This window comes from Nocardiopsis sp. FIRDI 009 (assembly GCF_003386285.1).
Taxonomy (GTDB): Bacteria; Actinomycetota; Actinomycetes; order Streptosporangiales; family Streptosporangiaceae; genus Nocardiopsis.
This window is the reverse complement of sequence record NZ_QPNC01000033.1, coordinates 1-22,936: the sequence shown is the minus strand read 5'-3', so window position 1 is coordinate 22,936 and position 22,936 is coordinate 1. Positions and strand designations below refer to the sequence as shown.

Here is a 22,936-nt window from a genome sequence, read left to right as displayed (position 1 = left end):
CCACCCCGGCGCTCACCCGGGGATCTCGCGCAGGCCCCGCACCGGACCCAGGAGCACGGGGAGGCAGGACACCAGCAGTACGAGTGGGGCCAGCCACAAGGTCTCCCGGGCGCCGATCAGGTCCGTCAGGACGCCCGCGCCCAGCGAGCCGAGCGGAATCGCGCCGAAGCTCACCAGGCGGTAGGTGGCGTTCATCCGGGTGCGGAGGTGCTGGGGCGTGAGCCGCTGCCGGATGGTGGCCGCGACCACGCTTCCGGCCGCGGCGCCGCCGGAGCCGACGAACAGGGCCGTGCCCGCCGCCGCGAGCCCCGGGGCGTCCGTGCCTCCGAAGGCGGGGAGGAGGAGGTAGGGGAGCGTGGAGAACACCAGCACCGTCAGCATGCTCGGCCCGTAGCCGATCCGCGCGATGAGCCGGGGCACGCTCAGCGCACCGGTGATCGCGCCCGCACCGCCCGTCAGCAGGAGTGTTCCGTACCCGCCGCTGCTCATCCCCAGGTCGCCGACCAGGTACATCAGGCCGCCGACGGTGATCAGGGGAATCCCGGCGTTGTAGATCGCCGCGTGGATCGACACGGCTCTGACCGGCGGGTTGGCGAACACCGCGCGCACGCCGTCGGACAGTTCGCGCCGCAGGTCGCGCTCGTGCTCGCGGACCGGGACCACCTCTCGGCGGCGGACGAACACGAGCGTCAGCGCCGACCCCAGGTAGGCCGCGCCGCCCAGCCCCATCGCCGCCGCCGGGCCCAACAGGCTGGCCGCCCACCCGCCGACGCCGGGCCCGGCGGTCCCGCCGACGGCCAGGTTCGCCGACACCCGGCTGTGCGCCACGTCGAGCAGTTCCGTGGACGCCAGACGCGGTACGTAGGAGGCCACGGCGATGTCGTAGACCACCGTCAGGCACCCGCCGACCAGAGCCGCGACCCACAGGTGGTGCAGCTCCATCCGGCCGCTCAGCGCCGTCACCGCCACGGCCGCCACGAGAGCGGCCCTCGCCACGTCCACCAGGACCAGCACCGGACGCAGCGGCCGGTGTTCCAGCACCAGCCCCGCCAGGAGCGGCAGGACGACGAACGGCGCCATGTAGAGGGTCTGGAGCAGTCCGACCTGCGTGCCCGAGGCGTCCAACGCGGCCACGGCCAGGACCGGCAGCAGGAAGAGCGTGGTCTGCGAACCCAGCTGGGAGAAGAGATCTCCGCCCCAGAACAGCCGAAGGTCGCGCAGCGGTGCGGCCCCCCTTCCGGCTCCGGGCGGCGACACGGGTCTCTGAGTCGTCATGGTGCACCTCTCACGGAAGGAGTCGACGGGGAGGAGCGGACAGGGGTCCGCACCCTCGCAAAGTCGCACCGCCGCTCCCGCGCGTGGAGTCCGGGAAACCCCCTATTTCGGCGGGGCGCCCTCCGAAAGGAGTCTGGAAGCGGTCGCGACCGGTTGGTGCCGGCGCGCACACGACCGGGATCAGACGAACGAGGGACGAGGTATGACCATCTCCGCGACGGAGGCGCCCAGGACATGGCGGGACGTCCTGTCCAGCGCCGCAGAGGGCCAGCCGGACAGGACAGCGTTCAGCTTCCACCCCGAACAGGTCGACGCGACCCCCGAGCGCATCGACTACGCCGGACTCGACCGGCGGGCCAGGGCCATCGGGGCGCGCCTGCTCGGGCTGGGGCTGGGCGGCCGTTCCGCGCTCCTCTTCTACCCGCCCGGCCTGGAGTTCGTGGCCGCCTTCTTCGGCTGCCTGTACGCGGGTGTCGTCGCGGTTCCCGCCTACCCTCCCACCCGCAACCCGCGCTCCCTCACGCGCGTGGTCGGCATGGTCCGGGACAGCGGGGCGGAGGTCGCTCTGACCACGGCGGCCGGGCGCGACCGGATGGACGGGAGGATCGGCCTGGTCCCCGGACTGGAGCGGCTGCGGCTGATCGCCACCGACGACGTGCCCGACACGGAGGCCGCCGACTGGACCTCCCCCGTGCTCGACGGCGGTTCCCTCGCCTTCCTCCAGTACACGTCGGGATCGACCGCCGCGCCCCGGGGGGTCGCCCTCACCCACGACAACCTTCTGGCCAACACGGCGTTGATCCAGGAGGCGTTCGGTCTGCGCCCCGACATGCGCGGAGTCTCCTGGCTCCCCGTCTACCACGACATGGGCCTCATCGGTTCGGTCATGGGGACCGTACGGCGCGGCGGCACCATGGCCCTGATGGCGCCCACGACCTTCGTCCGCGACCCGTACCGCTGGCTCAAGGCCGTCAGCGACGAGAGGGCCGTGGTCAGCGGCGCCCCCAACTTCGCCTACGACCTGTGCGTCGAACGGGTCACCGACGAGCAGGCCGCCCACCTCGACCTCAGCAGGTGGGAGGTGGCCTTCAACGGGGCGGAGCCCGTCCGTGAGGACACGATGCGGGCCTTCGCCGACAAGTTCGCGGTCGCGGGCTTTCGCGCGTCGGCGCTGTTGCCCTGCTACGGCCTGGCTGAGGCGTCCCTCATGGTCTCGGCCGGTCCGCACGGCGGCGGGGTGAGGGTGTGCGAGCCGCCGGCGGAGGGCGACGGCGGCGGCGCGGCCTCCGGCGTGGTCGCCAGCGGCGCGATCCCGGACGTGCACCGGGTCGAGATCGTGGACCCGTCCACGCGGACCACCCTTCCCGAGGGCGTGGTCGGCGAGATCTGGGTCTGCGGCCCGAGTGTCGCCCACGGGTACTGGAACCGCCCCGAGGCCGAAGACGACCCCTTCGGCCGCACCCTGGCCGACGAGCCCGGAACCCCCTTCCTGCGCACCGGCGACCTGGGGTTCGTCCGGGACGGGCAGCTCCACGTCACCGGACGCAGCAAGGACCTGATCATCGTCCGGGGGCGCAACCACTACCCGCAGGACATCGAACTCACCGCCCAGCGGACCTCGCCCGCCCTCCAGCCCAACGGCGGGGCCGCCTTCTCCCTGGACGAGGCGGACGGACGGGAGCGGATCGCCGTCGTCCAGGAGGTCCGGGGCGGCCAGGACGTGGACCTGGACGAGGCGGCGCGGCGGATCCGCGCCGCGGTCGCCGAGGAGCACGAGGTGCGGCCGGACGCGGTGGTCCTCGTCCGTGCCCTGACCATCCCGCGCACCACCAGCGGAAAGATCGCCCGGCGCGCCTGCCGGGAGGCCCTCCGGGAGGGGAGGCTGACGGTACTCTCCGAGCTGCGCTCCGAGACGGAGGAGCCCCCTTCGCCCGCAGGCGCGGAGGTCGACGGGGAGCCCGACAGCCTCGTGTCCTTCCTGCGTACCGCGATCGCCGACGTCGTCGGATCGGCGCCGAGTGAGATCGCCACGGACCGGCCCCTGGTGGAACTGGGCCTGGACTCCCTCGACGCCGTCCGGCTCCAGCACCGCGTGCAGACGCAGCTCCAGATCGACCTGGAGCTGGAGGACGCGCTCGCCGCCACCATCGACGAACTGGTGCTCCTGGTGTCCGCCACCGCGCGTGTGTCACCCGGGGCGGAGACCGCCGACGGCCCCACCGACCACCCGCTCTCCCACAACCAGCGGGCCATGTGGTTCATGCACCAGTTCGCTCCGGCGAGCGCCGCCCACAACATCGGTATGGCGGCCCGGGTCTCCGGCCGGGTGGACGCACCGGCCATGCGCCGCGCCCTCGCCCTGCTCTCCGAACGGCACACCGCCCTGCGCACCTCCTTCCCCGTGGTCGACGGCGCACCGGCCCAGAGGGTGCACGCGGTCCTCGAACCGGAGTTCACCGAGCACGACCTCCGGGACACCCGTCCCGACCTCGTCGAGGAGGAGGCGCACCGCCTCGCCTACCGGCCGTTCGACGTGGCCTCCGGTCCGCTCGTGCGCCTCTGCCTCCTGCACGGCCCGGACGACGATGTGCTGGTGCTCATGCTGCACCACCTGGTCTCGGACCTGTGGTCGATGGAGGTGCTCCTCGACGAACTGGACCGGCTCTACCGTGCGTTCGACACCGGTGCCCCCGTGCCCGAGTGGGGGCTCGCCCCCAGCCACCTGCGTGCGGTGCGCCACGAGGCCGCCCGCCTGGAGGGGGACGGCGCGGACCGGCTCGCGGACTTCTGGCGGGACCGGTTGGACGGCGCGCCCACCGAGCTGGACCTGCCCACCGACCATCCGCGCCCCGCGGAGCAGCGCTTCCGCACCGGCACCGCCCGCTTCCGGCTCGACGCGGACCTGACCCGAGCGCTCAAGGAGTGCGCGGCCGCGACGGGCACCACCCTCTACTCCGTCCTGCTCGGCGCCTACCAGGTGTTCCTGTCCCGCCACACCGGCCGGGACGACGTCCTGGTCGGCACGCCCGTGCACGGTCGCGGTCGCGCCGAGACCGCCGGAACCGTCGGCAACCTCGTGAACACGGCGGTGCTGCGCGGCCGGATCGACCCCGGCCGGAGCTTCACCGACCACACCCGCGCCGTCGACCACGGCGTGCGCGAGGCGCTGCGGCGGGACTTTCCCCTGCCCCTGCTCGTCGAGCGCCTGCGGGTGAACCGGGACCTGGGGCGCCAGCCCCTGGTACAGACGCTCTTCACGTTCCAGCGCCCGGTCGGCGCGCAGCCGGAGGGGATGAGCTCGATCGTCCTCGGCGACCGGGACGGCAGTCTGGCGCTCGGCGGCCTGGAACTGAGGCCGGTCCCGCTCGACCCGCCCAACGGACTCTTCGACCTGTCGGTCACCTTCGCCGAGTCCGCCGACGGTCTGGGCGGCCTGCTCCAGTACGACACGGACCTGTTCACGCGGGAGACCGCCGAACGCATGGCGCGGCGCCTGAGCACACTGCTCGCGCAGATCGGGGCGGCCCCGGAGCGGCCGGTCGGGGAACTCCCCATGCTCGACGCCGAGGAGCGCGAGCGCGTGCTGTACGGGCTCACCGGCACCAGCGTCGACCACCGCCCGGAGGAGTACGTCTTCCACAGATTCGGTGCGCTGGCCAGGAGCCGTCCGGACGACCCGGCGGTCGCCTTCGACTCCGCCGCCCTGGCCACCGATACGCCGTCGGCTCCTGAGACCGTCGCGGACGTGCCCACACTCACCTACGCGGAACTGGACGAGGCGTCCGACCGGTTGGCCGCCTACCTGGTCAGCCGGGGCGTGGGACCGGAGGAGGTGGTCGGCCTCCTCCTGCCGAGGTCGGCCGACGCGGTCGTGGCCATGCTCGCCGTGTTCAAGGCGGGCGGCGCCTACCTGCCGATCGACGCCGACCTGCCCGACGAGCGGATCGACTACATCATCGAGGATTCCGGCGCCCGCACGGTCCTCACCGCGACCGCGCCGGAGCGGCCCCTGGGACGGGGGGTGGAGGTCGTCGCCCTCGACACCATGGGCGAGACCCTCGCGGCGCAGCCCCCGGGCACGCCGCCCTGCCGGCTGAACCCGGAGAACACCGCCTACCTCATCTACACCTCCGGTTCGACCGGGCGGCCCAAGGGGGTCCAGGTCCCGCACCGCGCCATGACCCACTTCCTGGAGGCGATGCGGCTCGCGCACGACCACGGCCCCGGGGACCGCGTCCTGGCGATGGCCAGCTTCTCCTTCGACATCTCGGTCATGGAGGTGTTCCTCCCCCTGATCACGGGCGGTACCGTCCACATCGCCGACACCGCGGTCAAGACCGACGGCGCACAGCTGCGCGCCCGACTCGACAGCGGGCTGTTCTCCCACGCCATGGCGACCCCCGCGACCTGGCAGCTGCTCGGCGACGCCCGCTGGAAGGGCCACCCCGACCTGGTCGTCTCCAGCGGGGGGGAGGCCCTCTCCCCGGCCCTCGCCGCCCGACTCGTCGGCCGCGGCAGGGCGCTGTGGAACCTGTACGGACCCACCGAGACCACGGTGTGGTCGGCCGCGGCCAGGATCGACGAGGTCGGGGAGGGCCCCGTACCGATCGGGTCCCCGCTCGGGGCGACGAGCGTCTACGTCCTCGGGCCGGACCTGGAACCGGTGCCGGAGGGCGTCATCGGCGAGGTCGTGATCGGCGGCCTGGGCGTCGTCCGCGGCTACGCGGCCCGCCCCGGCCTGACCGCCGACAGGTTCGTGCCCGACCCCTACACCGGCCCCCCGGGCGCCCGGATGTACCGCACCGGGGACCTGGCCCGGTTCGGATCCGACGGTCACCTGGAGTTCCTCGGGCGGGCGGACCACCAGGTCAAGTTCCACGGCCACCGGATCGAGCTCGGCGAGATCGAGAGCGCGCTCGACCAGCACCCGATCGTGCGCCGTTCGGCGGTGCTGCTCCACGAGACCGAGTCGGTCTCCGCCCTGGTGGCCTACGTCGAGGCCCGCAGCCGTGTGAATACGGCGGCCTTCGACCGCCAGGCCGCCGACCGCGCGCTGCGCGAGGTCCTGCGCGACAGACTTCCCGCCTACATGGTCCCCACCCACTTCGTCTGGCTCGCCGAACTGCCCCTGAACACCAGCGGCAAGCTGGACCGCGGTCGGCTGCCCGCCCCGGAGGTGGCGGCCTCGACCTCCTCGGAGGCACCGGCGACCGACACGGAACGCGCCCTGGCCGGGATCGTCTCCGAGCTGCTCGGCGGAGCCCGGGTGGGGCGCGACGACAACTGGTTCGAACTGGGCGCGCACTCGCTGTTGCTGTCGAGACTCCTCCTCCGGATGGGGGACTCCTTCGGGGTACGGCCGCCGCTGCACCGCCTCTTCGAACAACCGACCCTGCGCGGCGTCGCCGCCCTGGTGGACGAGGCGGACGGCGCGGACGAGGCCGCGCCCCCGCCCGCACGGAGCATCACCCGCGTGGACCGGCGCGGGTTCGCCAGCAACGCGGGGTCCGGCCGCGCGGACGTCCTGCGCAGGCTCCGCGCCGCGCGCGGCACCCAGACAGGAGCGGACTCATGAGTCAGCACGAGGAGGAGACCATGCAGAACGGCCCCGAAGCGGAACCCCTGGTGTTCCCCGTCACGTTCGCGCAGCAGCGGCTGATGATCATCGAACAGCTCTTCCCCGGGACCGCTGCCTACCACGTGCCGTTCGCCCTCCGTCTGAGAGGCGTCCTCGACCGGGACGCGCTGCTCGCCGCGGTGCGTCACGTGGTGGACCGGCACGAGTCCCTGCGCACGGTGTTCACCACCGTCGACGGGGGGTCCGTCCAGATGGTCCTGCCCCGGTTGCGCCCGCCCCTGCACGAGGAGGACCTCAGCGGCACACCGGAGGCGGCCGACGAGGAACGTCTGGTCGCCCGACTGGGCGCCGACGCCCGAGTGCCCTTCGCGATCGACGAGGCCCTCGTACGCGTCGCTCTGCTGCGCCTGGGGCCCGAGGAGCACGTACTCGCGGTGACCATGCACCACCTGGTCTCGGACATGTGGTCCTGCGGGATCTTCGTCCGGGAGATCGCCGAGAGCTACCCGGCGTTCCTGGCCGGGGAGGCGCCGCGCCTTCCGGAGCCCCCGGTGCAGTACGTGGACTACACCGCCTGGCAGCACGAGAACCTCACCGAGGAGGTGCTCGCCGACCTCGCCCGGTTCTGGCGGAAGGAACTCGGGGGAGCGCCCCCGGTTCTGGAACTGCCCTCGGACCGCCCCCGGCCCCCCGTGCAGACCTTCAGGGGCGACATGCTGCCGATCCGCCTGTCGCCCGAGGTGTCCCGACGCATCCGGGAACTGAGCGGCGAACTCGGCGCCACGCCGTACATGACCGTCCTGGCCGCCTTCCAGGCGGTGGTCGGACGCTGGGCGCGGACCCGGGACGTGGTGGTCAGCACGGGGGTGGCCACGCGCACGGCGGAGACGGAGAGCCTGATCGGCTGTTTCATCAACATCGTGCTCTTCCGCACGTCCCTGGAGGGGGATCCGACGTTCACCGAACTGGTGGAGCGGGTGCGCGGGACCGTGCTGCGGGGCTTCGAGCACCAGGAGCTGCCCTTCGACCGCCTGGTGGAGGAGATCGCGCCCCACCGCGACCTGAGCCACCAGCCGCTGACCCAGGTCATGTTCGTCATGCAGAACGCGCCGATGCCCAGTCCCGTGGTCGGTGACCTGGAGATCTCGGCCGTACACGTGCCCCGGCACGCCACCCAGGTCGACCTCGACCTCCAGATGTGGGACGCGGGCGGCCACTACGAGGGCTTCTTCGAGTACAGCACCGACATGTTCGACGGGGACACGGTGACCCGTCTGTGGGCCCAGTTCGAGCGGCTGCTGACCGCCGCCGTCGAGGCCCCCGGAAGTCGCCTGTCCGCGCTCCCGCTGCTCTCCCCGAGCGAGGTCGAGATCGCCGTCTCGGGGTGGAACGCCACCTCCGCCGACACCCCCGACGCCTGTCTGCACGAACTGTTCGAGGCACAGGCCGCCCGTACCCCGGACGCACCCGCCCTGGTGTATCCGGGAGGGGCGCTGACCTACGCCGAACTGGACGCCCGTGCGGAGCGCGTGGCGTCCGGCCTGCGCGCCGTCGGGGTGGGGCCGGAGACCCTCGTCGGCTCCTGCCTGGGACCGGCCGACCCCGTGCGCCTGCCGATCTTCCTCGGCGTCCTCAAAGCGGGCGGGGGCCACCTGCCGCTCGATCCGGAGTACCCCTCCGAGCGCCTCTCCCACATGCTCACGGACGCGCGACCGCGGGTGCTGCTCACCGACGACGCCCTGATCGGCCGCCTGCCCGACGATCTCGGCGGGGCCCGGGTCCTGCGGGTCGACGACCTCCCGGACGGGGACGGCCCGGTGGAAGGAGGGCGGGACGGGGAGCGCGCCCACCCGGACAACCTCGCCTACGTCATCTACACGTCGGGCTCCACGGGACGTCCCAAGGGCATCGCCGTACCCCACCGGGGCGTGGTCAACAACATCCGTGACCTGAACATGGTGGGCGGGGTCGGCCCCGGGGACCGTCTCCTGGCGCTGTCCTCGGCCAGCTTCGACATGTCCGTGTACGACATGCTCGGCATGCTCCTGGCCGGGGGCGCCGTCCTCCTGCCCGACCCCGAGCGGTCCCAGGACCCCCGGCACTGGGCCGACCTGGTCCAGCGGCACGGGGCGACCGTCTGGAACTCGGCGCCGGCGCTCCTGGAGGCGTTCGTCGACGAGATGGGCGAACGCGGGGAGGGGGCGGCCGCCTCCCTGAGGCTGGCCTTCCTGGGCGGGGACTGGGTGGCGGTCAGCATGCCCGAACGGTTCCGCAGGTGTGCGCCCGGCGCACGGTTCGTGGTGATGGGAGGGGCCACGGAGGCGTCCATCCACTCCACGATCCACGAAGTGACGGACCCCGACCCCGACTGGACCAGCATCCCGTACGGCGTGGCCATGGAGAACCAGCAGGTGCTCCTGCTCGACGAGCACGGATCCCCCGTTCCGGTCGGGGTGCCCGGTGAGCTGTACCTGGGCGGACTCGGACTGACCCGCGGCTATCTGGACCGGCCCGCGATGACCGCGGACCGGTTCGTGCCGCACCCGTTCGCCGGACGCTATCCCAACGTGTCCGCGGGAGCCCGCCTGTACCGGACGGGAGACCTGGCGCGCTACCGCCCCGACGGGGTGCTCGAACTCCTCGGCCGCGTCGACCACCAGACCAAGATCCGCGGTCTGCGCGTCGAACTGGGCGAGGTCGCCTCCGCCCTGCGGTCGCATCCCGAGGTCGCGGAGTGCGTGGCGGCCACCCGTGGGGAAGGCGGAGAGGTCCGTCTGGTCGGCTACTACGTGGCGGAGGAGGGGGCCGAGCCCACGGTGGCGTCCCTGCGTGACCACATGAGCGGGATCGTGCCCGGGTACATGGTGCCCTCGGCCCTCGTCGGGCTGGACCGGCTGCCGCTGTCGCCCAACGGGAAGGTCGACCGCTCCGCGCTGCCCGACCCCGGGACCGGCCGACCGAGCCTGGCCACCGCCTACGTCGAACCGGGCACGCCGGTGGAAATCGTCCTGTCGGAGCTGTGGGAGTCGGTCCTGGGAGTCGACCGGGTCGGGGCGCACGACTCCTTCTTCGAACTGGGCGGCTACTCGATGGCCGCCACGCGCGTCGCCGTCCTGGCCGGGGAGGTCTTCGGGATCGAACTGGCCCTGCGTGTGGTGTTCGACGCTCCGACCATCGCCGAACAGGCCCGGGTCGTCTCGCAGGTGGGCCGGGAACAGGGCGTCGACGTGGACGCCGCGGCCGAGCTGGCGCTCGACGTCGGCCGGATGAGCGAGGAAGAGGTCATGGCCATGCTTGAGGAGGAGGGCGTCCGATGACCGTCGAGTTGACGCACGGCGACCCGGTGACCGCCACCGCGCTGTACGGGGCGCGGAGCCTGAGCGAGCACGATCCGGCGCTCTTCACGATGCTCGAACGCGACCAGTCCCGCCAGGAGGAGACGCTTGCGATGGTCGCGTCCGCGAGCGCCGCCGACCCCTCCGTGCTCGCCTGTGAGGGCAGCGCGGTCGGCAACGTCACCACCGAGGGCTACCCGGGGCGCCGGTACCACGCCGGCTGCTCGGTCGTGGACGAGATCGAACGCCTGGCCGTGGCACGGGCCAAGGCGGTGTTCGGCGCCCGCTACGCCAACGTCCAACCGCACTCGGGAAGCACCGCCAACCAGGTGGTGATGACCGCGCTCCTGAACCCCGGGGACACCGTCATGGGGCTGGAGCTCAGCGCGGGGGGACACCTGACACACGGCGCCCCGGTGTCCTTCTCCGGTCGCTACTTCCGCTCGGTCTCCTACGGGGTCGGACCCGACGGAAGACTGGACTACGACGAGATCGCCGAACTCGCCCGCCTGCACCGGCCCCGGATGCTGGTGTGCGGAGCCAGCGCCTACCCGCGCGAGATCGACTTCGCCCGGTTCCGGGAGATCGCCGACGAGGTGGGCGCCTACCTCCTCGCCGACATCTCGCACATCGCCGGACTGGTCGCGGCCGGCCTGCACCGGAGCCCGATCGACGCGGCGCACTTCACCACCACCAGCACGTACAAGCAGCTGTACGGTCCCCGCGGCGGCCTCATACTGATGGGACGGGACGCCCACGCCCCCGGGCCCGACGGACGCAGACTCTCCTCGGTGATCCAACAGGGCGTGTTCCCGTACTTCCAGGGCACCCCGAGGGTCAACGGGATCGCGGCGAAGGCGAGGGCCCTGGGAATCGTGGGGTCGCCGGGGTTCCGGTCGCTGGCGGAGCGCGTCCTCGACGACGCTCGTGAGCTGGCGGCCTCCCTGGCCGGGCTGGGCTGGCCGGTGCTGACCGGCGGTACGGACAACCACATGGTGGTGGTGGACACCGGTGCCTCGGGGCTGACGGGAGCGAACGCGGAGCGGTCCCTGGAGTCGTGCGGGATCATCGTCAACCGCAACAAGATCCCCGGCGACGGGTTCCCGGCGCGGATCGCCGGCGGGGTGCGGTTCGGCACGAACGTCCTGGCGCTGCGCGGGATGGGGCCGGACACCATGGTCGAGTGCGCTCGGCTCGTCGACCGCGTGTGGCGGTCCCTGAGCGCGCTCGGAGACGACGAGTTCGTCCTCCCCGACGCGGTGCGGGACGGAGTTCGCGCCGAGGTCGCCGGCCTGTGCCGACGGTTCCCCCTCCACACCGGGGTCGGCGGCGTCCTCGCCCCCGTGCCCGGGTAGGCGGTGTTTTCCGGGTGCTCCGCCTCGCTTCGGCCCGCCCGTCGCCCACCACCGCCCCAGGGGCCGCTCCACGGCGGGGCGGGCACCCTCGACGGACGCCTGACGGCGCAGTCCTGACCTCTGAGAACCCTGCCGGCGTCCGAACGACACCCCCCGGGCGACCGTTCCAGGAAACAGGCCCCAGACGCGGGCGCTGCCCCCAGGGGCCCGGCCGACCGGCCGGGCCCCTCCGTCGTCCGCGGCCGTGAGGGCCCGGTGCCGGACGGCGAGAACGCGAGGTCAACGGCGCGCCAGTCGCGGTGACTTGTTGCCATGCAGCTTCATGAACCCCGTCAGGTCTGGGATCCGCGGGGTCGTTCATGAAGACTGGAAATCGCCGGCCGGGAGGATAAGGGGCCCGGGGCTCAACAAGATCCACACGATTTCGGAAGAGGGTTTTCCATGAGAAAGATCGTCGTCGCTTTCGGGTTTTCGTTCGGGCTCGCTTTTGCTGCCGCCTCGGTTTTCTCCGCGGCCGACGAGCCCGCTGTCGAGATCGCCGCCGGCGGTACCGATTGGCCCAACGCCGAGCTTACCGTCACCGACGGTGGTACGGACTGGTAGGGGCCGGGGGTTCACCGTTCGGTGGCGTTCGGACCCGTCTCGACGGATTCGGCCACCGCACTCTTCCCGGGAAATTCGGCAGACCCGGACCGAAGATCCGGAACTCCGCGGTGCACCGCGGACCGAAGGCGAATACCACCCTGCGCGCGGTGCGGTTGAGGAAACTGATGACTGGAAGGCGGACATTTTCGTGACGACCAACGAATCACCCATCTCCTATCTCGGGACGACGGACGGTTTCTCCTCTTTCGTCGGCGGGCGGGATCTTTTGTGGGACGCGGGGCTCCGGGACCTCGTCGCACGGGAGAGCGGACGCAGGACCGGATCCCTGACGATGGCGCTGTCCGACGGATACGTTCCCCCCGCCGTCCGCGGGTTGATGGCCGACCACCTGCCCGTGCGCTTCGACCGTTCCCGCACCGCCCTGGAGCGGATGGCCGCCGACCGCGCCCAGCGGCTGTTCGGCGCCGCCTACGCCGACGTCCGCCCGTCGTCGCCCGCCGACGCCCTCCAGCTGGCCTGCGCGGCGCTCCTCGAGCCCGAGGACGTGGTCCTGCGCATCCGCACCACGGGGATCGACCCGCTGGGTCCCACGTTCCCCGGCTTCCACCAGCGCGTGGACCTCGACATTCCGCCGGGTGGTGATCTCGACTACGCCCGCTTCGTCGACGCCGTGCACCACCACCGCCCCTCGGCGATCGTCTACGACGCCGCCAACCGCCTGCGCAGCACCGACTTCGCGCTCCTGCGGAGTGTCGCGGACGAAGCCGACAGCCTGCTCGTCGCCGACGTCACCGGGATCACGGGACTCATCGCCGCGGGTCTGCTGCCCAACCCGATCGACGACGCCCACGTGGTCGTCGCGGGCACCCACGGGCAGCTCGGCGGCCCGCCCGGCGGGCTGATCCTCTGCGGGCGCGACGCCGGGACCGAGTACCGGGGGCGCGCCATCGCCCCGCGCCTGTGGCGGGCGAGCCTGCGGAACTCACGGGGCCGGACGGACACCTTCCTCGCGGCACAGGCGCACACGTTGGCCGCCGCGACGACCCCCTGGTGGCGCGAGGTCGCCGAACGTACGGTCGACAACGCCCGCACCCTCGCCGAGGAGCTCAGCCTGTACGGGTACCGCCCGGTCACCGGGGGCACCGACACCCACCTGGTACTCGTGGACCTCGACGGCTCCGGTCTGAGCGGCGCCGTGGCCGAACGCGCCCTCGCCGAGGTCGGGATCGAGGTCACCGGCAGCCGGTTCCACGGCCCCGAACGCGAGGACGAGCGCCACGGTCTGTCGCTCTCGGTGACCACCCTGACGATGCGCGGCTTCGAGACCGCGGACATACGCCGCTGCGCCGAGCTGACGCACACCGCCCTCCAGGCGGTCGCTCCCACCGGTGACCACGACTACGTCCTGGACGGATCGGTCGGGGACTCCGTCCGCTCCGCCATCGCCGCCATGACCACCCGATTCTGAACCGGTCCTACGAGAAGGAGACGAACCATGCCGCAGACCCAGGAGAACACCCCCCAGTACAGCGTCGTCGTCAACGACGAGGAGCAGTACTCGATCTGGCCCGCCACCCGGGAGATCCCGCACGGCTGGCGTGATGAGGGGACCACGGGCACCAAGGAGGAGTGCCTGGCCCACATCGACCGGACCTGGACCGACATGCGTCCGCTGAGCCTGCGCATGGCCATGGGAGACGCCTGACGGCGGAGGGCGCCCCGACCCGTACCGCCGCCGACCAGGGCGGCGGGAGCCAACGACCCCTGATGGCGGTGACGAGATGAGTGTTCAGATCGAGAGCGGCGGCGGCCGACGGCCGTTCGTCGGCCGGATGAGGGAACTCATGGCCCTGTGCCGGGCACTGGAGCCCGAGGCAGGCGCCCCGAGGATCGTCGAGGTCGTCGGTGAACCGGGTGTCGGGAAGACCCGGCTGCTCGTCGAGGCACTGGCCGCCGTCGACGACGGCGGCACGGTGATCGCCGGTACGGCCGACGAGGGCGGTTGGGGGGCGTTCGCCCCCCTCCGCGATCGGCTCGACGACATCGGCGCGCTCGCGGCGGAGGAAGCCTCCGGGCACGTGACGCTGGTCGTGGACGACATCCACCTGGCCGCGCCCCCGACCGAGGCCGCGTTGGTCCGCCTGCTGCGCAGACCGCCGCTCCGACGCGTGACGGTCGTGCTGGCGCACCGGCCGCGCCAGTGCCCCACCCGCCTCCTCGCCGCCATCGGCGGCTCCGCCGGGCGCTGGCGACACGAGCGGCTCCAGATCGGCCCCCTCAGCAGGGAGGAGACCCTGTCCCTGGTTCCCGAGGGCGTGTGCGCCCGACACCGTTCCTCCATCCACGAGCGGAGCGGCGGCAACCCCCTCCACGTCAGAGCCCTGGCGGCCATGTGCCGGACGGCCGGGTGCGGTCCCCACACCGAACCCGCTCCCGACCCCGAGTCCTTGGCGCCGCTCGTCCTGGAGATCGAGAGCCTGCCCGAGCCGACCCGTTCGGTCGCCCACGCGGCGGCCGTGCTCAGCGGTCCGTTCCCGGCGGACCTGCTCGCCCGGGTCGCGGACGTGGCGCCCTCCGCCGCGCTCACCGCGGTGGGTGAACTCGTGGACGCCGACGTGCTTCGTCCGAACGTCGGGCCGCGCGGCTTCGTCTACCGCCACCCGGTGCTGCGTCAGGCCGCCTACGAGTCGGCGCCGGTCGGCGCACGGCTGGCCGCGCACCAGCGGGCGGCGATCGCGCTGCGTGCGGCGGGCCGACCGGTGACCGAGTACGCCGAACACCTGATCCAGTCCGAGGACGATGACTCCGTCCGGGAACACCTGCTCGACGCGGCTGGGAAAGTGGAGGCCACCGACCCCGGCGCGGCCGCCCGGTGGTACGAGAACGTCCTGGACCGGCTGGGCGACGGCGCCGCGCACCGGGCACGGCGGCTGACCGCGGCCGTCGGCCTGACCCGGGCGTACACGACCTGCGGGCGGATCGGGCGGGCCCGCGTCTTCCTGGACGACGCGGAGGCCCTCCTGGACCCCGCCGGCGCGGACGCGGAGTACGAGACCGAGCTGATCGAACTGAGGGCCGTGCTGGCCCAGATGGCCGGCCGCTACACCGAGGCCCGCTCCGTCCTCCGTACGGGGATCCGCCGGTCGGGCACGCGCAACGCCCTCCGGCTGCGTACCGCGCTGGCGGCCACCTCCCTGTGGGACACCGGATGGGACTGGTCCGACGGGGCGGTCCTGTCCGCCGTGTGCAGCGCGGACCCCGCCACACAGACGGTCGTGCTCGGCGTCCACGCCACCAACCGGTTGGCGCACGGAGACGTCGAAACCGCCGGGCACAGCGCCGCCGAGGCCGCGCGGGTGCTGGAGAGCCAGTCGGACGGGCAACTCTCGCGCCGACCCGAGGCACTGACCCACCTCGGCTGGGTCGAGACGCACCTGGACGCCTGCGACGCCGCGATCCGACACCTCGCGCGGGGGCTGTCCGTCGCCCGACGGGGCGGGCGCCACCTGGACACGGTTCCGATGCTCGTCGGGCTCGGCGCCTGCCGTCTGCGCCAGGGGCGGGTCGCCGAGGCCCTCTCCCACACCGAGGAGGCGGTACGCCTGGCCGAGTCGGCGGAGGCCGCGGACCTGATCGCCATGTCGTTGACCGCGCGTGCGCGGGTGTGGCTGGCCGACGGCGCGGTGCTCGCGGCGCTCGCCGACGCCCAGCGGGCGGGCAACGAGGTCTCCCCGGACAGTCCCTGGTGGCGGCACTCCCGGATCATCCACGGGGAGGCCCGTCTGGCCGGGGGTGACGCCGACGCGGCCGTCGCGGCACTGCTGGACGGCGCGGGGGGCGGTCTCTCCGAGTCGCCGGTCTGGGACCACCCCGCCGTCGCCGAGCTGCTGTGCCGGGCGGAGTCGGCCCGAAACGACCACGAGGCCGCGGCGGCGTGGGCGGCGTGGGCGACGGACGCGGCCGAGCGGCTGGGAACGGCCAGGGGCAGGTGCCTGGCCGATCTCGCGCACGCCGCCGCGGCCCGGCGTCCCACGGAGTCCCTCGTGCACGCGCTCGACGCGATCGCCGTCGGCGGCGGCGCCTTGACCTGCTCTCTCGAGGCGGGGCGGGCGCACGCGGTCGCGGCACGCGCGCTCCTGGAACTGCGAGACCCGGATTCGGCGCGACGGCACGCTGACCGGTTGGCTTCGGTAGCCGAGCGCACCGGCGCGGGCTCCCTCGCCGGGCTGTCATCGGCGCTGCGGGCGGAAATCGCGCGCACGGAGGACGTGTGGCAGCCCCCGGAGGAGGAGCGGTACCAGCTCAGTCAGCGTGAGTTCGAGATCGCCGGACTGGTGAGCCAGGGGCGAACCAATCGGCAGATCGCCCGCCAGCTCGGGATGAGCCACAAGACCGTGGAGACGCACCTGGGCCGGATCTTCGGCAAGCTGGAGGTGTCCTCCCGCACGGAGATCGCGGCGATGATGGGTCGCTCGCAGATCGGTGTGCGCCCCTTCCGCCGGAGGGCCCGGGAGACCTCGGCCGCCGAGTGAACCGGGCGGGGCCTCAGGTGACCAGCCCGCGCTGGTGCGCCAGCACCCCCGCCTGGAACCGGCTCTCCGCCTTCAGGTCGCTCATGATCTCGGCGATGTGGCGTCGGCAGCTGCGTACCGAGATGCCCAGCTTGCGGGAGATCACCTCGTCCTTGGTGCCCGTGGCGAGGTACTCCAGGATGGTCTGGCGGATGTCCTCCGTGGCCTCGGTCCGCTTGTCCGCCGTGTCCACGGGGAACTGGCGCCCGTTCTGCCACATGAGCTCGAAGGAGGCGAGGAAGTTGTCCACGACGGAGGGTTCGCGCAGCAGGACGGCCCCCTGGGTCACCTCGCCGCCCTCCTTCGGTATGAAGGCGACCTTCCGGTCGAAGATGATCATGCGGCGGGGGACCACCGGGATGGTGCGTACCTGGGCGCCGTACTTGGTGATGTCGTTGACGTACTCCTTGGTGGGGGTGTGGTGGCGGGTGGCGTGCTGGAGGACCGAGCGCATCACCACCCCGCGCTCCAGCATGATGCGGTCCAGGGCGATGCTCCGGGAGAGCCCGCCCTCGCTCATGCCGCCGCCGGGATGAGCGATGCACAGCTCCTGCTCCGTCCTCTGCGCCTGGTCGGACAGCAGGAGCCGGACCAGGTGCACGTCCTCGATGACGTCGAAGGCCTCGGAACTGCGCCGGGTCTGCCGGGCCTTGAAGTACGTGGGCTGGAGCGCGAGGATCTCGTCCCGGAGACGCTCCATCCGGAGCTGTTCCTCGAGGAGACGCCTGCGGTCCTCGTTCAGCAGTTCCACCGCCGCCGACTCAGGGCCGCTGGTGGAGAACTCGCGGTGGGAGTCCTGGGACGGCCGCAGCAGCCTGAGGTCGACGAGCAGGTCGACGAGTTCGGTCAGCCGGGCCTCACTGACCTGAAGGCGTTCAAGGGCATCCTCCGTGGTCCAGGAGGGGTGTTCCACCGATAGTCGGTAGAGCTCCACTGCTTCGGGAGGGATGGTCGGCTTGTCTACGTCCATCGTGTGAAGAGCCGTTCTGGAAGGAGTGGACCGCCAACCCGGGTCACTGTCCGCGCCGTGCGCCTGGTTCCTGGTGGGACCGGCGGAACCGGGCGCCACCGGGGGTGAACGCGGGTCGCTGATCGTGTGGGGGATCCCGACAGCGACTCGGGGCTTCGTTGACAAGGCATGCTAAAGGTGAGACAGAATACTCGCGATGGGGCACTGTGTCCGGAATCGGACAACAGCACCTGTTTCACTCCGGGGGTGTTCTGTGCTCGCCATCACCTACGTCACGAGGTGTAGCCGGGTCCGGGCGCCGCGGGGCCTCCGGTCCGGGGCGTGGGCTGTTCCGGGCAGGTGTCAGCCGGACCCCGGAACGACCGCGGTCGCGCGCCGGCGGAACTCTCTCGGGCTCATCCCCCGGAGCCGCTTGAAGGCCGTGCTGAACGCGGCCGCGTCGGAGTACCCGACGGCGTCGGCCACCCGGGCCACACCCGCGTCCGGTTCGGCCAGAAGCTCCTCGGCGGTGTACATGCGCCATTCGGTGAGGTACCCCAGCGGTGTCTGCCCCATGACCTCGGTGAAGCGCGTGGCGAAGTGCGCCCGCGACACCCCGGCCCTGGCCGCCAGTGAGCCGACCGTCCACGCCTGGTCGAGGTGCTCGTGGATGGCGTCGAGCGCGGGCCCGACCACGGGGTCCCGGGTCCCCCGGTACCAGGCGGGGGCATTCGCGCCCTCCCGCTCGAACCAGCAGCCCAGCGTGCAGACAAGCCCCATGTCCAGGGCGCGGTCGACCAGGGCCTGACCGCCCGGCCGGTCCCTTCGCTCCAGGGCGTCCCGCGCCGACGCGAGCCACAGGACGTCGTCGGACTCCTCCCGGTGCACCAGCGCGGGCGGCAGGGTGTCCAACAGCCGGTCGTGGCGGCCCCGCGCCGACTGGTAGCCGCCCATGACGAGGCTGGTGCGCTCCTTCGAGGCGTCCACCAGCCGGAACGGCGCGGGGCCGCGCACCAGCGCGGTGTCGCCCGGCCCCACCGTGAGGGTGGGACCGCCGGACGGGAGCAGCGAGGCGCCGCCGTCGAGCACCGTGACCATGGTCAGCGACGCGCCGTCCGCGCACCGGAGCGTCCACGGAGGGCTGAGCGACGCCTCGCACAGGGAGGCTCCCCGCGCACGGATGCCGCTCAGCATGTCACTCAAGGGGTCCACAGGAGGAGCGTAGACGATCGCCAAGAAAATGCGGCTTCTCAGCCATGGATCGTCCACGGCTCCTGGGCTGTACTGGGACCATGACCCAAGAGAGCCCTGAGACCGCGACTTCCGGGCGCACCGCCCTCGTCGTCTTCGCCCACCACCGCTCCGACTCCCTGACCGCGGCCGCGGCCGCGCGCGCCGCTGACCGCCTCGCGTCCGCCGGATTCCGCGTCGATCTGCTGGACCTGCACGCCGACGGGTTCGACCCCCGCAACCGCGTGGCCGACGAACCGGACTACGAGGACCGCGACAAGACCTACTCCGAGGAGGTGCACGCCCACTTCCGCCGCGTCCGCGACGCCGACGTCGTCGTCCCCGTCTTCCCCGTGTGGTGGTTCGGCCTCCCGGCCCTGCTGAAGGGCTGGTTCGACCGGGTGTGGAACTACGGTCTGGCCTACGGGCGCAGGGAGTCGCGGATGGCGCAGAAGCGCATGCTGTGGGTGGGCTTGGCCGGGCTCACCGAGGAGGACCCGAACGCGGACCTCATCGTGGGGCTGCTCGACGGGACGCTGCGGCGGGGGATCTCGGAGTTCTGCGGGGTCCGTGGCGTGCACACGGCCGTCCTGTTCGACAGCGAGGGGCAGGGGCTCACCGGCGAGGCGCGCGAGCACCACTACCGGGGGCTCCTCGCCGACGTCGACACCGCGGTCGACAAACTCGTCGCCGGGTGAGAGGAGCGCGGCGCGCGGTGACGGAACCCCCAGGGGCCCGGGGGAGGTCTCCGAAAGAAATTGTTCGAGAATGTCCGCCCAGGGCTGCTGGCGTTCGCGTCGTGGTGAAACTCAACCAGATCATCTCGGTCGAGAAGGGCGTCAAGTCCAGATCTCACCAGGAACTGACCGCTGCCCACCACGGGCCGCGAAAGCCCGCGCTGTCGGCTGGAGTCTCGCGTGCGTATCAGCCGGAGGACGAGTCGGGGGAGCAGTCGCCCCTCGAATCGACACGGGTCCAGGTGAAGGCCGAGGCCACCGACAAGCACCCGGCGCAGGCCGAGCTGTACTGCGAGGACATGCCCATCGGGTACTGGACCACCGTGAAGTTCTCCGGTGCCCTGCCCGCCTGCCGGTGTGCGCACGGGGTGGCATCACGGGGCCCGGGGGCGGCTACCCCCTCGGGCCCGCTCCCGTCCCGGCCACCACGATGGGCGGCCGTCGATCTGAGCCACGCCTTGGAGAAGCAGCTCATGTGTATTGGCCATTTTGGACAATGGATTCACCTATAACTCATTTGTCTTGTATGTGAAATTTTGTTGCTGCGTGGGAAGGCTGTTGGTGGGCGTCACCTTGCAGGGCAGGTTCTGTAGGCTGACGGATGATCGCGCTGTGCACCCGGATTTCCTGGTGAGAGCCCGGAACCACGGCCCCGTGACAGTGACGGTGTCTGAGTTCGTGTTTGCATCTGGGGCTGTTATTGCAAGTCGGAAAAGGTCCGATTTTCGGGGCTTGGGTGACCTCGTGTTCTCACACAACAGCGTTCTCGCGACCCTCGAGGCGGATGTGCGTTGACCCCTCCCTCCCCTTGACGATCGACTCCCTCGCCCAGCGCGTGGTCGCGCATCAGGCGCCGACCGGTCCGCCGAGGACGTCCCTCAGCCCAGAGGAGCCGTTGAACGGTCGGCAGACCTGTGAGTCCGTCGACGCCGAGTACGCCCTGATGATCGATACGCGGATCAGACCCCGGGCGGCGGCCGTCGTCGGTACGGCGGAGGTTCTCGCACGGTCCACGGACCCGGTGCTGGCCGCGTTCGCGGAACCGGCTCTCGAGGACCCGGGAGAAGGGGTGAGCGCGAGGGGGCGGTCAGTGCGGGGCGGTCCCAAGCCGCCGCGCAGCACTACTGCGCGCTCAGCCATTCGGGGACGGACGTGCTGCGTGTGAGCCTTGCATACGCGGGGCCTCGGGGCGGCCGGCGCTCTCTCGGCCGCCTACTCGCCACCGCTACAGCGGCGATGCTCGGTAGGTGCGGAACGCCTGGGTCGTCGCTGTCGCGATCCGCAGTCCCCACACGATTGCGGTGGTCGGCCGGAAGGCCGGCTGTGCGCGCACTCCGCCCGGAGTGCGCTGCTTGACGGCTGCCATGCGTGGACCATCGCTTGGGTGGGCGCCGGGACGGAATCCGCGAAGCTCCTTCGAGAACCTTCGAACCGGCTGCCAGGGTGGGCGATCCATCCGTGTTCGCGCAGGATGCCGCACTCACGCGTCCGATCCGTGTGCCCGGGGTTCCGGTAGCTCCCGCGGAAGCCCGACGCGAGGCATGTACGCATGCCCTGACGCCGGGCCTTACCGATCGGCGGTGGGCCCGCCCTGCCGCGCGACTCCCCAACGCGCCGGCCCCGCACACGGGTGTCGGTGAGCGCGGATCTGCCGACTCCTCGCGGTCCCGTCGGGAGGTCGAGCCGGGCATCAGCCGAACGATCTCGGGATTCTAGGAAGCCTTCCCCGACAAACACAGGAAACTTGTAGTGGCGAGAGTAGACATGGCCTCCCCGCACTGCTAACTTCTCTGTCGTAGCCATCGAGATACACGGCTGGACCACCGGACACGCCGGTGGGAGCAGGACGGCTCGACCGGCGCGCTTGGTTGTATGGCGTCGGGAGCCGGTAGGACCGCAGTACAGAAGGTCAAGCAGTACCGCAGTACCGGCCTCCCGCTCGTACAGGGGAAGGCCGCAGCAGGAAGAAGGACGCGGTCGGGCTCGACCGGCGCACGCTCCAACCGCGCCGGTCGAGCCGCCAGGACCGCGGTCGGATCAGTGCACGAAATGAGATCGAGAGGAGTAGATGCCATCAGGATCGCCCGGGCGAGGCGAGAATCCCGCTCGGGTACCGCAGGGCCCTGGTCTGGAAGAGGGTGGTCCACGGTCACACAACCGCGATCCCCGCTATCCCGTCCCAGCTTGACCTCGGGAAGCGGAAGACCGGCAGCTGCCGGTAGGTGGTATTGAACTCTCGGGCCCCAGCGCCGAACGGCGTTGGGGCCCTCGACGTGCGTTCACGAGAAGGAAGACACGCACTTGTCCCGTCCCGACACCGGTGACCGGTTCGACGATGACGACTACCCCGCCTACACCGTGGGCAGCGCGGCGGAGATGATCGGCGCCACACCGGCGTTCCTGCGCGCCCTGGGCAAGGCCAAACTGATCGAGCCCCTGCGTTCGGAGGGCGGGCACCGCCGCTACTCCCGCTATCAGCTCAGGCTCGCCGCCCGGGCACGGGAACTCGTGGACCAGGGCACACCCATCGAGTCCGCGTGCAGGATCATCATCCTGGAGGACCAGTTGGAGGAAGCCCACCGGATCAACGAGGAGCTGCGCGCCACCGGTCGGGGACAGGACCCCGACAAGGTCGACGACGACCAGGCCTGAGCGCGCACCGCACCCGCCTTCGGTACGTCCGCAGTCCTCTCGCGGCTACTCAGGGATACCTCGCCCCCAACGTGGCCCCGGAAGAACCGGGCCATCCGCCACGTCGTCATGACGGGTTCGACAGCGATCCCCGGATCCATCTCGTGTCGCGTGCTGGGCCGTGTCCGGGCCGCACGGGGGCGGAGGCAGGCGGTACTCGCTCCACCACGGCCCTGCGGGGTCGCGCCGCACCGATGGCCCGCACCGACGCGTTCTGCGTGGGTGCGGGCCATCGGCTGTTGCCGGGGCCAGTGAGACCCCGATAGCCGCGCGAGCGCCGGATCGGGCACGGCCGTCAGATCGGTGGGCCCGGGGTGTGTATGACGGGATGGGCGGAGGACACCCACCGGCCGAATCCTGACCCCGTGCACCCGCTGGTGCACCCCCAACACGAAGACGGCCCCTGGTGTGCGAACGATGTTCGCAGTTCAGGGGCCGTCTTTCGAACGGAGCGGATGACGGGAATCGAACTGGGGTCGGCAAGTGTCATGACCTGAGAAAACGCGAGAATTCGCAGGTAGGGGTGTCGTGTGTCCCCTAGCTGTCCCCGGTACTCCAGTTGGACTTCTGGTTTGAACCGTGTTGATCACGTTCGCGGGAGTTCGGTGC

Annotated in this window: 12 protein-coding genes; 9 read left to right on the top strand and 3 right to left on the bottom strand. The window is 71.7% G+C overall.

Going from position 1 to position 22,936, the window contains the following annotated elements; genetic code table 11:
* Positions 1 to 12: 12 nt before the first annotated feature.
* Positions 13 to 1,275, bottom strand: a complete 1,263-nt coding sequence (locus DVR05_RS23600; protein WP_116248102.1) for an MFS transporter — start codon at positions 1,273 to 1,275, stop codon at positions 13 to 15.
* Between the two features lie 202 nt (positions 1,276 to 1,477).
* On the opposite strand from DVR05_RS23600, the gene DVR05_RS23595 reads away from it, so the two are divergent.
* The 7 genes from DVR05_RS23595 (at position 1,478) to DVR05_RS23570 (ending at position 16,681) form a co-directional block, all read left to right on the top strand.
* The gene (locus DVR05_RS23595; protein ID WP_198659322.1) at positions 1,478 to 6,850 is read left to right on the top strand and encodes a non-ribosomal peptide synthetase; all 5,373 of its coding nucleotides are present in this window, start codon (positions 1,478 to 1,480) and stop codon (positions 6,848 to 6,850) included.
* Complete coding sequence (locus DVR05_RS23590) at positions 6,847 to 10,170, top strand: non-ribosomal peptide synthetase (RefSeq protein WP_116248100.1); 3,324 nt, start codon at positions 6,847 to 6,849, stop codon at positions 10,168 to 10,170. The genes DVR05_RS23595 and DVR05_RS23590 overlap by 4 nt, the downstream gene beginning before the upstream one ends.
* The gene (gene glyA, locus DVR05_RS23585) at positions 10,167 to 11,543 is read left to right on the top strand and encodes a serine hydroxymethyltransferase (protein ID WP_116248099.1); all 1,377 of its coding nucleotides are present in this window, start codon (positions 10,167 to 10,169) and stop codon (positions 11,541 to 11,543) included. The genes DVR05_RS23590 and glyA overlap by 4 nt, the downstream gene beginning before the upstream one ends.
* A gap of 441 nt (positions 11,544 to 11,984) precedes the next feature.
* The gene (locus DVR05_RS26775) at positions 11,985 to 12,146 is read left to right on the top strand and encodes a hypothetical protein (protein WP_157982521.1); all 162 of its coding nucleotides are present in this window, start codon (positions 11,985 to 11,987) and stop codon (positions 12,144 to 12,146) included.
* Between the two features lie 190 nt (positions 12,147 to 12,336).
* The gene (locus tag DVR05_RS23580; protein ID WP_157982520.1) at positions 12,337 to 13,617 is read left to right on the top strand and encodes a hypothetical protein; all 1,281 of its coding nucleotides are present in this window, start codon (positions 12,337 to 12,339) and stop codon (positions 13,615 to 13,617) included.
* 27 nt (positions 13,618 to 13,644) lie between these two features.
* On the top strand, positions 13,645 to 13,854 hold the full coding sequence (locus DVR05_RS23575) for an MbtH family protein (RefSeq protein ID WP_116248097.1): 210 nt from the start codon (positions 13,645 to 13,647) through the stop codon (positions 13,852 to 13,854).
* A 76-nt stretch (positions 13,855 to 13,930) separates the two neighbouring features.
* Positions 13,931 to 16,681 carry a LuxR family transcriptional regulator gene (locus DVR05_RS23570; protein WP_116248096.1) on the top strand — a complete coding sequence of 917 codons (2,751 nt, stop codon included), beginning with the start codon at positions 13,931 to 13,933 and terminating at the stop codon, positions 16,679 to 16,681.
* A gap of 13 nt (positions 16,682 to 16,694) precedes the next feature.
* Here the strand turns inward: DVR05_RS23570 and DVR05_RS23565 are convergent, their stop codons facing one another.
* Complete coding sequence (locus DVR05_RS23565) at positions 16,695 to 17,690, bottom strand: LuxR C-terminal-related transcriptional regulator (RefSeq protein ID WP_157982519.1); 996 nt, start codon at positions 17,688 to 17,690, stop codon at positions 16,695 to 16,697.
* A gap of 342 nt (positions 17,691 to 18,032) precedes the next feature.
* The gene (locus DVR05_RS23560) at positions 18,033 to 18,881 is read right to left on the bottom strand and encodes an AraC family transcriptional regulator (RefSeq protein ID WP_304598602.1); all 849 of its coding nucleotides are present in this window, start codon (positions 18,879 to 18,881) and stop codon (positions 18,033 to 18,035) included.
* An 80-nt stretch (positions 18,882 to 18,961) separates the two neighbouring features.
* Here DVR05_RS23560 and DVR05_RS23555 point away from each other — a divergent pair, with 80 nt between their 5' ends.
* The gene (locus DVR05_RS23555) at positions 18,962 to 19,597 is read left to right on the top strand and encodes an NAD(P)H oxidoreductase (RefSeq protein WP_116248093.1); all 636 of its coding nucleotides are present in this window, start codon (positions 18,962 to 18,964) and stop codon (positions 19,595 to 19,597) included.
* Positions 19,598 to 21,937: 2,340 nt separating this feature from the next.
* The gene (locus tag DVR05_RS23540) at positions 21,938 to 22,288 is read left to right on the top strand and encodes a MerR family transcriptional regulator (protein ID WP_116248091.1); all 351 of its coding nucleotides are present in this window, start codon (positions 21,938 to 21,940) and stop codon (positions 22,286 to 22,288) included.
* Positions 22,289 to 22,936 lie beyond the last annotated feature (648 nt).

Coding starts and splice junctions, on each gene's coding strand:
- DVR05_RS23600 (WP_116248102.1), bottom strand. CDS start 1,275: ATGACGACTCAGAGACCCGTGTCGCCGCCCGGAGCCGGAAGGGGGGCC.
- DVR05_RS23595 (WP_198659322.1), top strand. CDS start 1,478: ATGACCATCTCCGCGACGGAGGCGCCCAGGACATGGCGGGACGTCCTG.
- DVR05_RS23590 (WP_116248100.1), top strand. CDS start 6,847: ATGAGTCAGCACGAGGAGGAGACCATGCAGAACGGCCCCGAAGCGGAA.
- glyA (WP_116248099.1), top strand. CDS start 10,167: ATGACCGTCGAGTTGACGCACGGCGACCCGGTGACCGCCACCGCGCTG.
- DVR05_RS26775 (WP_157982521.1), top strand. CDS start 11,985: ATGAGAAAGATCGTCGTCGCTTTCGGGTTTTCGTTCGGGCTCGCTTTT.
- DVR05_RS23575 (WP_116248097.1), top strand. CDS start 13,645: ATGCCGCAGACCCAGGAGAACACCCCCCAGTACAGCGTCGTCGTCAAC.
- DVR05_RS23570 (WP_116248096.1), top strand. CDS start 13,931: ATGAGTGTTCAGATCGAGAGCGGCGGCGGCCGACGGCCGTTCGTCGGC.
- DVR05_RS23565 (WP_157982519.1), bottom strand. CDS start 17,690: ATGGACGTAGACAAGCCGACCATCCCTCCCGAAGCAGTGGAGCTCTAC.
- DVR05_RS23555 (WP_116248093.1), top strand. CDS start 18,962: ATGACCCAAGAGAGCCCTGAGACCGCGACTTCCGGGCGCACCGCCCTC.